This is a genomic window from Paenarthrobacter sp. MSM-2-10-13, from assembly GCF_011605365.1.
In the GTDB taxonomy this organism is placed as follows: Bacteria; Actinomycetota; Actinomycetes; order Actinomycetales; family Micrococcaceae; genus Arthrobacter.
Genome location: NZ_JAAOXO010000001.1, coordinates 428,661 through 442,384, shown reverse-complemented (window position 1 = coordinate 442,384; position 13,724 = coordinate 428,661). Strand labels below are relative to the sequence as shown.

The window sequence follows — 13,724 nt, the reverse complement described above, 5'->3', positions numbered from 1 at the left end:
GCCGTAGCGTGATTCGTATCAACCCCACACTTGATCACCGCCACGACATAGAGGGAGAGCCATGGCCTTGGAGTGCACCTTGGTACGCGCCCCTGGTGCTGCTGAAACGGCGGAGCCTGAAGAACTAAGCATCGCCGTCCCGGTGGGCGCATCCGGTACGCGGGTGCAGCAACTTCTCACCGACGCGCGTGGGACAGGCGTCCTGTCCGTCGGCGGACGCCTCCTTAGCTCTCTGACGGTGGGACAACCGCCTCTCATCACAGGGGCCGTCCTTGTGGATGATGCTCCGCCTCATCGAGGAGGGAGGATCCTGTTTAGGTCCCTGATGCTGCTTACCCACACAGGCCCCGGAGCGGGTTCCATCTTCCGGATTCACCGTGGCCGATACCGAATCGGAAGGGCGTCGCCGGACATTCCTGTGTCTGATCCCGCGATGTCCAGGGAACACGCCATTTTGGAAGTATCCAGTACAGCTCTCGCGGTGAGGGCGGTAAGCGGTGCGAATCCGGTGTTCGTGGACGATCGGTCCACCAATCGCACTTTGCTCTCTTCCTCATCAACGGTGCGATGTGGCAACTCCACCTTCACAGTCGCCATGGACGGCGGTTCTTACCCACCTATATCCGTCGACGCAGGGCTGTCGATTGAAGAACCGCTGGAAGTACGCCATACCCGCCGCCAAGGAAATCGCCGGGCCATGGCCTTGGCTGCCGGCCTGCCCTTGGTAGCGGGAATCGGCCTCTCCCTGGCTACGGGGATGTGGATGTATTTGGGGTTCACCGCCATTTCAGCAATGAGCATTCTCGTCCCGTTGATCGCAGGGCGGAAAGGGCGGCTGGCCGGCAAACTGGCCATATCGCGCGCCGTCCAGGACGACATTGAACGCCGACACCGATGCTCGCCATCGGCCGCCGAGTTGGTTTTGGCAGTTCATCACCCCTCCCCTGTGGAACAACTGGCAATGGAACCTGCCACAAGAGATCCAGCCGTCACCCGGCCTGCGGCTTCGGCGGCAGAATCCCACGCACATGGGCCTGATGTATGGCTTCGTATCGGAGTCACTCAAACAGTGGCAAACATTCGACTGACTCCTGATGATCCAGACTTTCGGCAGCCCACCATTGGGGCGGCGGCGATAACGTTGGACCCCAGGTATCCCGAAGTGGCGCTGTGCGGACAGCCGGACCATACAGATGGCTTGCTTCGTTTCCTATTGATGCAGCTAGCCAGTTTCCCCGCTGCCGCGGAAACGCCTGTCGTTGTTTTTGGACGAGCGGGAAGGTTGCCACTGAGTGCCCGGTTTCTCCCCCGCGTTACGCTGGCAATCAGCCCGGAAACCGTCCTTGCCGCCCTGCACCGCGGAAGCGGGAAGATGGGGGGCAGGCTCTTCATGGTCGATGATTTCCTACCTGATGACGCGGAATTATGGTCATCCCTCCTGAAAGCCGCACGATCCTCCGGGTGGCAGGTGCTACATTGCTGCGTTTCGTTACAACGTTCGGCGGTGGTGGTTGAAATTTCACCCTCGGGAAGTGCCGGCTATGTGGAGACGGATGGCGAGCGCCGATCGTTTGTACCGGACCTGGTGTCAGCGCAAGTTTTCGACAGGTTCTGCCGTAAGTCCTCCGCCACGTCCCTCGCTGAAGACCCGGGGCAGGGCGCAGTGATTCCGGAGGAGTGTTCATTGGCTGAGTTGCTTCCCCACGGGCAACGCAGGGTACTTCGTAAATGGACCGAGACGTCCGGGCGAAACGGGCCAATCGCGACGCTGGGTAAAGGTAACAGCGGCCCAGTGACCTTTGACTTCAGGCTCGACGGCCCCCACCTTCTGGTTGCCGGAACCACCGGCGCAGGTAAATCCGAGCTCCTGAGGACGCTGGTGTCTTCCATCGCGTTGAGCCATTCTCCGGATCACACAACTTTCCTGTTCCTGGATTTCAAGGGCGGGTCGGGACTGCAACCACTTGCTCGGCTTCCGCACTGCGTCGGGCTCCTGACAGACCTCAGCAGGCACCATGTGGATCGCGCTCTTGTTTCACTGCGCGGAGAGATCCGGTACCGCGAGGAGCTGTTCGCTGCCGCCAACGTGTCTGATCTTGCCCAGTATCGGCAAGCGGGCTCCGTCACCGACCCAAATATCCCGTATCTGGTCCTCGTGATTGATGAATTCCGGGTCCTGGTGGACGAGACCCCAAACACACTCCGTGAGTTAATGCGTATCGCGACTATCGGGCGGTCACTGGGCATTCACTTAGTGATGGCTACGCAGAGGCCGCAGGGAGCACTCACCGCAGATATCCGGGCAAATGTGACGTCCAGCATAGCCATGCGAGTGCAAACGGAAGCAGAGTCCATGGACATCATCAATACGAAGGCCGCCGCCTCCATACGGGTAGAGACTCCGGGGCGGGCATACCTTGCCAAAGCTTCGAGTAGCCCCGAAGAATTCCAGACAGCCTCTCTCGCGTTCTCCCCCGACGGTGAAGCATCCGGCGCAGGACCTAATGGTTCGCAGCAGGCCGTGCAATCGGCTTCGCGGGCCTTACAGCATTCCGACGTGCGGTATGCGGCCAATGAGCAAGGCTCTCCCCCGAATACCGGTCCCGATGGGGTCGTCTCAATAGTCCGCGAGGCTTGGCGGGTACTAGGCGAACCCTTCCCCCGGCGTCCGATTGCGGCGCCACTGACCACATCAATTCCGTGGCACGAACAGCTTCTTGTTGATGAAGGAGATGGGTCCGATGAGCAGGACCGTTGGACAGTCGGCCCCTTGGCGATGATCGATAGGCCACTGCACCAAGTTGTGGAACCGCTGGTGTGGTCGCCTTCCGAAGACGGACATCTGGCAATGATAGGCAGCGACTCCAGTGGCATGCGGGAGTCTTTCATCGCTGCGTCCGCGATGCTTGCTACCCGGAGACCCCAACCCTACGTCTATATCCTTGATGCGACGGGCGCGCTTGGGCACCTTGGTGCTGAGGGCCGGATTGGCGCCGTGGTGGGCCTGCACCAATTGCCCTTGGCCACGCGGGTCTTGAAACGCCTGGCCGAAGAAATGGAACGTCGACGAAGCGCTGGTGTCTTCGAGGCAGGCAATTCACCCTTGGTCTTGATCGTGGCCGGTTGGTGCTCGTGGGCTGCAGCAATCCGGAGCGGGCCCTTCGGATACGCAGAAGGAATCCTGCAGGACATCGTCAGGGACGGTGGTTCCCTTGGCGTCACTGTTCTCATTTCAGGGGAAAGGGAACTTGTCAGCTCGCGCTTTTTTGCTGCAATACAGAACCGCGCGTATTTCCCTTTGGGATCCACCGAAGAGTCGCGGTTCCACTGGCCGCGGCTCCCGGATGTGCAATCACATCCCGGGAGGGCCGTCGTCATGGGAAAGTTTGCCAAAGAAGACGGAACCGTGGCTCAGTTTCGCGGGGCTCCGTCCAACGGGCGCTGGCCGTTCGATGATCTCGAGCCTTCCGAACCGCCTTTTAGGGTGCGACCACTCCCCGACCTTCTTCACGTCAGGGACCTTCAGGCCCTAGTGGCCGCCTTACGCGCACGGGAAGTGCCGGGCGGATTCGGCGTCGCGGCTATAGCCCGCCCGGAGAGCGCACAAGCCGCCTACGGTCATTTGCAGGGCCCGCTATGGATCGGCGTCGGCGGAGATGAAGCCGACCCTGTGTCCATGCCTCTCCGCGAAAATGGGGTCAGCACTATCCTTGGCACGCCACGATCTGGAAAGAGCTCCACCTTGGCGTCACTGCTTGCTCTCAACCCTTCGTTTCCGTGGGTATACCCGCCGGACGCGTCGACGGCTGGGACTTTTTGGCTTTCGGTCGCGCGCAAGGCTGCAGCGGGTAGCTTTTCCGCCAACAGCATTCTGCTGGTGGACGACGCGGAGACACTGGATGCCCAAGGGCGCCAGGCTTTGGCTGGCTTGGTCGGAAAAGTCCGCGGCATCATCATGACAGCGACACCTGGGCCGTCCCTGCTTTTACATCTGCCGTTCGCTAAGGAAGCGCAGGCTTCCAGCATGGGATTGGTGTTGGCGCCCGGGACACCCCACGACGGAGATCTCCTTGGCGTCCGGCTTGAGGCCGATCGCGCCGGGCGTCCAGGGCGCGGGTTTCTGGTCAACGGGCAGCAGATAATCCCCTTTCAGGGCGTCTTCACTTCAGGTTTTCCGCCGTCTGGCAAAATGCATTGAAGCCGTAAGCACGCCGCACCGGAAGGGACCGCCGGTCATCACAGTGCCGCGGACGCTCCCCCGGTCCGTGAGGCATAAGCCACAACATCCTTCTGAAATAGGAAGACGATCGCAGCCAGTGCCGGGAGCAACATTGCCAGTCCCTGCCACACCAGCCCGCCGGTCATGGTGGGAAAGCCGATGGTGAGGACAAACAACTGGGCCACGAGCGCAGCCGCCCGCGTCCACCTATAGCCACGGTAGAGGAAGTGGCCTACGGCGAATAACCAGACGGAGAAGGCCAGCAAAAGCCCTAGAGTGAAAACTGCCCCCCAAAAAGTCAGTACAGGAGCACCACGCAGCAGTTCATATGCGTACCATGCGGCGGCACCGAGGAGAGCTAGTGCTTCGAGCAGTACAACCACTGAAATGATCACAATTCCCAACGGCGGTCGAGCTACGCCAGATGAGCTTGAAGCGTTGTTCCCGGTCGCGCCGGAATCATCGCTACCGTCCGGGCCGGACACGGGCTGGGCTGGGTTTTCGGGAGGTCTTGACACACTGGCACACTACCGGACATAGTCATCTAGCAGTGAGGGCACTGGCGGCTGATGTGATGCATCGCTCACGGATTCCGAGCATTTCGACCACTAACACCCCTTGTTTACAAGGCGTTAACATGAAACGCTTGACTCAGACGACCAAGGGGGCCCATGCGGGCCCCTTTCCTTTGGAGCCTCTCGTGAATGTTTTCACAAAAGGCCCTTCTAGTTCTCACGAATGGAGTGACTGATCAGCATGGATTGGCGTAATCGCGCAGCCTGCCTCGACAAGGACCCGGAGCTCTTCTTCCCAGTCGGCAACACGGGACCAGCACTTCTGCAGATCGAGGAAGCCAAGAGCGTCTGCCGCCGCTGCCCCGTTGTGGACACTTGCCTTCAGTGGGCCTTGGAGTCCGGACAGGACGCCGGTGTTTGGGGCGGCATGAGTGAAGACGAACGACGCGCGCTCAAGCGCCGCGCTGCACGCGCACGTCGCGCTTCCTAACCCACGGACCGAAAAAGGCCGCGGACCGTTTGGTCCGCGGCCTTTTCGTTGGCTTATTCGCGCTTCTCGTTGACTCCCGCCCCCGGGAGTCAGTCTCCTGCCCCCGGGGGCTAAGCCCTGGCAAGGTTGAGGACGATTTCGACGGCGGTTCCGCCCCCTTCGCGCGGGATCCACTGGATGGACCCTCCAAGTTCGCTTGTCACGAGTGTGCGAACAATCTGCAAGCCCAGACCCTCGGTGTATTGGCCGTCAGGCAGTCCAACGCCGTCGTCTGCAATAGTCACAGTCAGGAATTCGTCGTCTCCGTCCCCTTCTGCCCTGTCGGCCAGGAGCCATACGGTTCCTGTCCGCCCCTCGAGTCCGTGCTCAACAGCGTTGGTGACCAGTTCGTTGATGACCAAAGCCAGCGGAGTGGCGAAATCGCTGGGCAATTCGCCGAACATTCCTGAGCGTTCCGTCCGCACCTGTTGGGACGGGGAGGCTACTTCCGCAGAAAGCCGGAACTGGCGCCCGATCAGTTCGTCGAAGTCGACGCTCTGCGTCAGCCCCTGAGAAAGAGTTTCATGAACGAGGGCAATGGTGGCTACGCGCCTCATCGCTTGCTCGAGGCCCTGCTTGGCTTCGTCGCTGACCATTCGCCGTGATTGCATTCGCAGAAGGGCTGCCACCGTCTGAAGATTGTTCTTGACCCTGTGATGGATTTCCCGGATCGTGGCGTCCTTGGTAACAAGTTCCATTTCCCTGCGACGCAATTCAGAGACGTCGCGGCACAGGACAAGGGCTCCGAAGCGGTGCTGCTCATCGCGCAAAGGGATGGCTCGGAGTGAAAGGCTGACACCCCTGGACTCAATTTCGCTGCGCCAAGGCATGCGCCCCGTGACCACCAAGGGCAGCGTTTCATCCACCATGCGCCGGTCCTTCAGAAGGCCGGCCGTCACCTCCGCCAAAGAACGGCCTTCCAAGGACTCAACTTCGCCGAGTCGACGGAAAGCGGAAACGCCATTGGGGCTGGCGTATTGGACGATGCCTTCGGCGTCGAGTCGGATGAGGCCGTCGCCGACTCGAGGTGCTCCGCGACGCGAGCCCGTTGGGGAGGCAAAGTCGGGCCATAGTCCCAACGTACCCATCCGCAGGAGGTCATAGGCGCACTGGCGATAGGTGAGTTCCAGCCTCGATGGCATGCGTGAACTGGACAAGTCCATATGCGATGTCACAACCGCCAGAGTCCGGCCGTTGCGCACCATCGGCACAGCCTCTACCCGGAGTGCCATCTCGCTGCTCCAACTCGTTTCGCTGGAACGTTCAATCGACCGGCTGTTCCACGCCTTATCCACTAGGGGGCGCAGATCCGAGCGTATGCCCTCACCCACGAAGTCCGCGTGGAACACCGTATGCGATGTCGACGGACGGACGTGGGCGAGGGCGATGTAGCCAAATTCCGGGTGCGGAAACCACAAAGCGAGGTCCGCGAAAGCCAAGTCAGCGACCATTTGCCAGTCGCCGACGAGGAGGTGCAGCCATTCGGCATCCCCAGGCCCGAAATCAGCGTGTTCCCTGATGGGGTCTGTAAAGATTGCCACTGCACCTCCATTTGCGACGCCGGGACTGACCCTAGCGTCGAACGATTGACCTCAAGAGCCTTAATGCTACCGACAGTGAGGCCATGTCGTCGGCTTCCAGCGCGTTGACCTCGTCAAACATGGTCTTGGCGCGTGCCAGCTGCTCAGCATTTTGCCCTTCCCAGGCCTTAAGGCGTTCTTCAGCCACGGTGCCGGACTCCGTCGACTCAAGGACCGACATCGTCATGTCAGCCACTGTGGAGTACAAGTCGTCGCGAAGGGCTGCCCGTGCCAGGGCCTGCCAGCGGTCATCGCGGGGCAGGGAACTGATGCGTTCCAGAAGTGAATCAACGTGGAAGCGGTTGAACACCGTGTAGTAAACGTGCGCTACATCCTCGACGCCTTCGCTTCCGGTCTCGGCGATTCGCGCGATGTCCAAAAGCGCGTAACTTTCGAACAACTCCGCCCACCTTTTCGCGAGGTGGTCCGGAAGTTCCCAGCCACGGGCTTTGTCCAACCAGCCCGAAATGCGGACCTTGTCCTCACCCCGAAGGTAGTCCAGAAGCTTGGCCCTCAGTGGGGCCAACAAGGGCTTGAAGGATTCCACTACGTCCGAAATAGGCTGCGACGCCATCCCTTGCCCCAGCACCCAACGCACTGCCCGGTCCAGCAACCGCCGGATGTCCAAATGGACTTCACTCCAGTGTTCAGTCGGGAATGATGCGGGAAGCGCATTCAGCTCGGCCACCATCGGATCAAGATCGTAGATTTCACGCAGCGCAACGAAGGCTTTGGCAACGGCTACCTCGTTGGCCGAGGTTTCCTCAATGGCCCGGAAAGCGAATGTGATGCCGCCCAGGTTGATGATGTCGTTGGCAACTACTGTGGCGATGATCTCGCGCCGCAGCGGGTGCGTATCCAGCTCAGCGTCGAATTTCTCCCGCAGCTGTTTCGGGAAATAGTCACGAATAGTGTCCGCAAACCACGGATCATCGGCAAGGTTGCTATCCCGCAACGCTGCAGCCAGTTCGATCTTTGCGTATGCGGCCAGGACCGCAAGTTCGGGAGACGTAAGACCCTGCCCCTGTTCCAGCCTGGACCGGAGAGTCTCTGTGGTGGGAAGTGCTTCCAGATCGCGCTTGAGATCGGCGGACTTCTCCAGCCAGTCCATGAGCCGCTCGTAGCTTGGGCTCCAGTCCGCGACCCGTGTGCGGTCGTTCAGAAGCAAAATGTTCTGGTCAATGTTGTCTTGCAGGACAAGCCGTCCCACCTCATCGGTCATATCGGCCAGGAAGCCGGCCCTTTCCGCCGCGTCAAGCTTGCCGGCCGCTACCATCCGGTCAACGAAGATCTTGATATTGACCTCATGGTCGGAGCAGTCCACGCCGGCAGAGTTATCGATTGCGTCAGTATTCAGGATGACGCCTTGCAATGCGGCTTCGATGCGGCCCCTTTGCGTCAGGCCCAGGTTTCCACCTTCGCCAACAACCTTGACCCTCAGATCCCGGCCGTCCACGCGGATAGCGTCATTTGCTTTGTCGCCCACGGCAGCATGCGTTTCAGTGCTGGCCTTGACGTAGGTGCCGATACCACCGTTGTAGAGAAGGTCAGCCGGCGCCAGCAAAATCGCGCGGAGAAGCTCCGGCGGGCTTAGCTGCGTCGTTCCTTCGGGCAGACCCAACGCCTTGCGTACCTGCTCCGAGACCGGGATGGTCTTGGCCTGACGGGGGTAAACGCCGCCGCCTTCGCTGATCAGCGACCGGTCATAGTCGTCCCAGGAAGACCGGGGCAGTTCGAAGAGCCTTTGGCGCTCGTCAAACGATGAGGACGCATCAGGTGCGGGATCAAGGAAAATGTGGCGGTGGTCAAAGGCGGCGAGCAGCCGGATATGGCGGGAAAGCAGCATGCCATTGCCGAAGACGTCACCGGACATGTCGCCGACGCCAACTACTGTGAATTCCTCGGTCTGGGTGTCGAGGTCAAGCTCGCTGAAATGCCTCTTGACTGATTCCCACGCCCCGCGCGCGGTGATGCCCATAGCCTTGTGGTCGTAGCCCACCGACCCGCCCGAGGCAAACGCGTCACCAAGCCAGAATCCGTATTCGGCCGCCAATCCGTTAGCGGTGTCGGAGAACGTTGCCGTGCCCTTGTCTGCTGCCACCACTAGGTAGGAATCGTCGCCGTCGTGCCGGACAACGTCCGACGGCGGCACGACCCTTTCGCCGTCTGCTGATGTAACGAGGTTGTCCGTAATGTCCAACAGGCCTCGAATGAAAGTCTTGTAGCTCTCGATTCCCTCGGCCATCCAAGCTGCCCTGTCCGCGGCCGGGTTGGGAAGCTTCTTGGCGAAGAAGCCACCCTTGGCACCTGTGGGGACGATGACGGCATTCTTGACGGTCTGAGCCTTGACGAGTCCCAGAATCTCCGTCCGGAAGTCCTCCCGACGGTCGGACCAGCGAAGGCCACCGCGGGCTACCTTTCCAAACCGCAGGTGCACGCCTTCAACTCTCGGTGAGTAGACCCAGATCTCGTACATCGGGCGCGGGAAAGGAAGACCATCGATCGATGTGGGGTCCAGCTTAAAGCTGAGGTATTCCTTGTTCTGGTAGTAATTGGTCCGCAGAGTCGCCTCAATAAGGTTCACGAAAGTTCGCAGGACGCGATCGGCATCCAACGTGGCCACCTGCTCAATCGACTCCGCAAGGGCTGCCCGGGCTGCAGCTTGGCGCTCGGGCCGCTGCTCTTCAGCAACTGTGGGATCGAACCGCGCGGAGAAGAGTTCGTTGAGCCCCCGCGCAACATCAGGATTGCCAAGCAGCGTATCGGCGATGAACCCAAAGGAGTTGGTGTTGCCCATCTGCCGCATGTATTTGGCGTAGGCGCGGAGCACCACCACTTGACGCCAGTGGATTCCTTCGCGGAGTACCAGCCGATCGAAGTTGTCCGACTCGACAGCGCCGGTGATGGCTGCGCCGAAGGAATCGCTCAGGAGATCTCCCGTGGCCAACGGGTCTACACCCACGGGGTACTTGAGTCCGAGATCGTACAGGAAGAAGTCGCGGTGATCCGAGGTCTCAATCTCGAAGGGCCGCTCATCCAGGACCTCAAGGCCGAGATTGTGGAAGTAGGGAAGGATCTGGCTGAGGCTCTTGGGCTCCATCAAGTAGAGCTTGACGCGGGCATCCTCTTCCAAGGCCTCACCGGCGCCCTCAGGGAGATACACATGGACGCCAGGCCTGATCTGCTTGGTTACCCGGCCTGCCCGCTCTGCCTCCGCTCCATATTTCTCGAAGCGCTCAATGTCCTCAAGAGCGTCTTCCACTTCGTAGTCAACACGGTAGCCTGCAGGGAATGCCTCGGCCCAGAGTGCTGACAAAACGTCGGCATCCGCCGAAGACCTGTGCTCGCGGAGAACCTCTGAGATACCTTCACTCCACGATCTGGAGGCGCGCATCAGACGTTGTTCCAACTCTTTTACGTCCACTTCCGCCAGTTCAGCTGTGCGGGGCAACCTGATCCTGAAGAAAACACGGGCCAAGGCAGATTCAGTGATCCGGGCCTCGTAGTCGATGCTCTCGGCATGGAACGTTTCGCGAAGCTCCTGCTCGATTCGGAGACGAACACTGGTGGTGTAACGGTCACGAGGCAGGTAGACCACTGCGGACATGAAGCGGCCGTAAATGTCCGGGCGCAAGAACAGCTTGGTCCGCCGCCGTTCCTGGAGCCGTTGAATTCCGGTGGCCGTGGAGGCAAGGTCCGGAATCTCGATCTGGAAGAGTTCGTCGCGGGGATACGTTTCGAGGATTCCCAGAAGGTCCTTGCCGGAGTGGGAGTCAATGGGGAAGCCGGCGTTACGAAGAACAGCGTCCACCTTGTCCCGAACAATCGGGATGCTGCGCACGGATCCGGTGTATGCACTCGTGGCGAAGAGGCCGATGAAGCGGCGTTCCCCGTTGACGTTGCCCAACGCATCAAAGCTCTTGACGCCGATGTAGTCGAGATAGGCGGGTCGGTGCACAGTGGAGCGCGAATTGGCCTTGGTGATCACCAAAGCACGCTTTTCCCTTGCACGCTTCCGGCCCGCATCCGTGAGGTGCTGGACTTGACGCGTGGTGTCTCCGGCACGCAGGAGGCCCAGGCCGCTGTCTTCCCGGAGCTGAAGAACGTCCTCACCGTTTTCATCCACAAGGTCGTATTCGCGGTAGCCCAGGAACGTGAAGTTTCCGTTGTCCAGCCAACGCAAAAGGTCTTGTGCCTGCCTGAGCTCAGCCACTTGCTCGGGGTGCGTCACGCCACCCAATGCCTCGGCCAGCTCGAGCGCCTTGCTGCGCATCTTGGGCCAGTCCTCCACTGCCGCCCTGACGTCGCCGAGGACACGTTGGAGCCCTGCGATCAATTCTTCCCGCGCGTCGTCACCTATCCGGTCAATTTCAACCGCGATCCATGACTCCATGTGGGAAGCGTTATCGCCATCGCCCAGCAGATGGGCCACGCTGGGGAGTGCTGCGGTGTCGCCACTGGAAATGCCGACATTGGAGGGGACCCTGGAGATACTGGTGAGCTCGCCGGATTTGCGATCACGGGTGACCACGAACAGAGGGTGCATGACCAGCCGGATGGCGCAGTTCTGGCGAACAAGCTCTGCATTGACGGAGTCGACCAGAAACGGCATATCGTCAGTGACGATGTAAACGACACTTCGCTCGGGCTCACCGGCGATTTTGACGACTGCATTCCCAGGTAGACGGGACTGGGCGATGTCCCTGTGCTTTGTAGCCCGCGCAATCAAGAGTTCGGGCGAATACGCACGTGAATCCTCCTCTGCAAGGTGTTCATAGTAGTCACCGAAGAACCCTTCACGGACAACTGCTGCATCGGACCGATCCTCCACGCTGGATCCTGACGACATCGACAAACGCCTCCATCACATGTTGATTGCTGCGACTCTGCAGCCCACATGGCGAGCCTAGCGCTTTGGCAGACGCAAAGCTCTGATAGTTCGGCCAAAGGAATCCTGTTTTTGCTGGACAGGTGCACAGACCAGCCCTACTATGGCCTTTCGCAGGGGCGAGTCGGGTGCTACTTCCAGTAATACTGAACCCGTGAGTAAAGCCGCGTCACATGCCACGGGGTCAGCGGGAAGGTAGGCGTCCACGCCCACTCCGGGGCCGTATCGGTCCCACGCATCGTTCAGTTGTTGCCGGGGCGAATGGCCAACTGCCGAGCGCTTCACCTTGTTCAACACGACCCGGGGAGATACCTCCGGGACCGCAGCCTCAAGCTCCGCCAGTCCCCGTACCAAACGTGGCACTCCAATCGCGTCGGCGGAACCAACGGCAAACACAACATCAGCCATTTCCAAGCTCCGCAGGGTGGCGGCATTCCGACGCGGAGCCATAGTGTCGAAGCTAAGCTCTTCGTCTGATTCAAGGCAGAAACCTGTGTCCACCACAACATGATCCGCTAGTTGCCGCGCCGCATCCAGAACCATCGCGACGGCTCCCGCCCTGAGTTCGGTCCATCGATCCGCTCTGGTTGTACCCGTCAGCACCCTAAAAGTTCCTCCCTTGGTGAAGACAGGAATCGCCACCGCCCTGAGGGCTTGACCATCCAGCAGTCCCTGGTCCGCCAGTCGGCAAGCCTGGGCAAAACCAGCCGACTCCTCCAGAAGGCCGAGCACCGCCGACATGCTTGCGCCGTAGCTGTCCGCATCCACCAGAAGGACTGATTTGCCTTCCGCGGCCAACTCCGCCGCGATGTTGGCAGCAAGGAACGTCCTTCCGGGGGCGCCGATCGGCCCCCACACGGCAATGATCCGGCCGCCTCCCTGCGGAGTCTCTTCATCCCTGCGGTCCGATTCCGGCATCGAGCGCAGCTCTGCCCCAGGATCGGCAAATCCGGTGTCTCGGGCGGAGGCAGGCAGGCTTTGCCGGCTCCCCCTGCCAACGGCCTCAGATATTTTGGCCGCCAAGTCACCGGCTTCGATGCCCGTCATAGCCGGTAAGGCACCTATGGAGTGCAGACGTTTGGCCTCGGCTGGATCGTCCGTCAGGGCGATGATTGAGACACCCACCGCCCCAAGACGATCAACCAGCGTGGTGGTGAGTTCCTCGCAGCCCTCCGCTACGACGGCGGCAACCGCGAGGCCGCTTTGGCAAGCAGCAATAAGCTCAGCAAGCTCCGAACAACGGCGCACAACCGTTACGGGACCGCGGAGGCGCTCCAACCCGCCCACTACAGCTTCCTGAGCGGAGCCGACGGTCACTACAGGAATGCTCATCGAACAACGCCCGTGGGGTTCCACACGACGGAGACCTTGGCCCTGTTCGCCTGGGCGCCCAACAATTTCGGCATTTGTTCATCCGTCACCAGCACCATCACCACAGTTGTTCTGGCCGAGCCCAACGTAGTACTCCCAGGAGTCACCGCGGCAATTTCTGCGCTCGGCAGGAGCATCTCCGGCGCGTCAAAAGCGCTGCTTGCACCCGGCATGGAGACCCACACGTCCACCCTGGCGCCTGGAACGGCCTGCGGGGGGAGTTCTTCCTCCAAGGCAATCGCTACAGGTTTGCGGTCCAACGCATCGGCGACTCCCAGGCTTGCCCGAGGGATCAACTGGTTCTTTGCCATCCGCTGCAGTGCCACGCTGCTCTCCGCAAGCCCTTGTTCCACAGTGATGTAGCCGGCCTCAACGTCATCCAGACGAACTTTGACAATGGAGAGGTCCGCCTCCGTGACCACCTGACCTACCGCGATGTCTTCCCGGGCGGCGAAGACCTGGGTTGTCCTGTCTGCGGTGCCCACCAAGGCAATGACGCCTGCGACGGACCCCAGGACCAGCAAAAGACCGATAAGAAGCCGCGGATCTTTCCATGATGGTTTCCTTAGCCTCGCGGCCACGCCGATACTTTCTCCCATTTTCCTGCTTCCCCGCTTTGAGT

The 13,724-nt window shown here is 60.6% G+C and carries 8 protein-coding genes and 1 pseudogene; 4 read left to right on the top strand and 5 right to left on the bottom strand.

Annotated elements, in window-relative coordinates; translation table 11 throughout:
• Nucleotides 1-61: 61 nt before the first annotated feature.
• From HAV21_RS22540 to HAV21_RS02085, 3 genes and pseudogenes are all read left to right on the top strand, one after another.
• Nucleotides 62-583 (top strand): annotated as a pseudogene (locus HAV21_RS22540) (FHA domain-containing protein); the annotation flags it as partial.
• 295 nt (nt 584-878) lie between these two features.
• Nucleotides 879-1,088: a hypothetical protein gene (locus HAV21_RS22115; protein ID WP_243753148.1), complete on the top strand. Its 210-nt coding sequence runs from the start codon at nt 879-881 to the stop codon at nt 1,086-1,088.
• A gap of 416 nt (nt 1,089-1,504) precedes the next feature.
• Nucleotides 1,505-4,198 (top strand): FtsK/SpoIIIE domain-containing protein, encoded by a 2,694-nt coding sequence (locus HAV21_RS02085; protein ID WP_347877609.1) that lies wholly within the window; start codon nt 1,505-1,507, stop codon nt 4,196-4,198.
• A 38-nt stretch (nt 4,199-4,236) separates the two neighbouring features.
• Here HAV21_RS02085 and HAV21_RS02080 read toward each other — a convergent pair whose 3' ends face one another.
• Complete coding sequence (locus HAV21_RS02080; RefSeq protein WP_223942655.1) at nt 4,237-4,617, bottom strand: hypothetical protein; 381 nt, start codon at nt 4,615-4,617, stop codon at nt 4,237-4,239.
• Between the two features lie 358 nt (nt 4,618-4,975).
• Here HAV21_RS02080 and HAV21_RS02075 point away from each other — a divergent pair, with 358 nt between their 5' ends.
• Nucleotides 4,976-5,224: a WhiB family transcriptional regulator gene (locus tag HAV21_RS02075; RefSeq protein ID WP_003804966.1), complete on the top strand. Its 249-nt coding sequence runs from the start codon at nt 4,976-4,978 to the stop codon at nt 5,222-5,224.
• A 110-nt stretch (nt 5,225-5,334) separates the two neighbouring features.
• On the opposite strand, the gene HAV21_RS02070 is transcribed toward HAV21_RS02075, so the two are convergent.
• Genes HAV21_RS02070 through HAV21_RS02055 form a run of 4 tightly spaced genes read right to left on the bottom strand, consistent with a single transcriptional unit; the run spans nt 5,335 to nt 13,701 of the window.
• A complete protein-coding gene (locus HAV21_RS02070) occupies nt 5,335-6,804 on the bottom strand; it encodes a PAS domain-containing sensor histidine kinase (protein WP_142938564.1) in 1,470 nt (489 codons plus the stop codon).
• Between the two features lie 31 nt (nt 6,805-6,835).
• On the bottom strand, nt 6,836-11,692 hold the full coding sequence (locus HAV21_RS02065) for an NAD-glutamate dehydrogenase (protein WP_166840137.1): 4,857 nt from the start codon (nt 11,690-11,692) through the stop codon (nt 6,836-6,838).
• A gap of 57 nt (nt 11,693-11,749) precedes the next feature.
• A complete protein-coding gene (locus tag HAV21_RS02060) occupies nt 11,750-13,063 on the bottom strand; it encodes a chromosome partitioning protein (protein ID WP_166840135.1) in 1,314 nt (437 codons plus the stop codon).
• Nucleotides 13,060-13,701, bottom strand: coding sequence for an SAF domain-containing protein (locus HAV21_RS02055; RefSeq protein WP_142938561.1), 642 nt, complete (start codon nt 13,699-13,701; stop codon nt 13,060-13,062). The genes HAV21_RS02060 and HAV21_RS02055 overlap by 4 nt, the downstream gene beginning before the upstream one ends.
• Between the last annotated feature and the right edge of the window lie 23 nt (nt 13,702-13,724).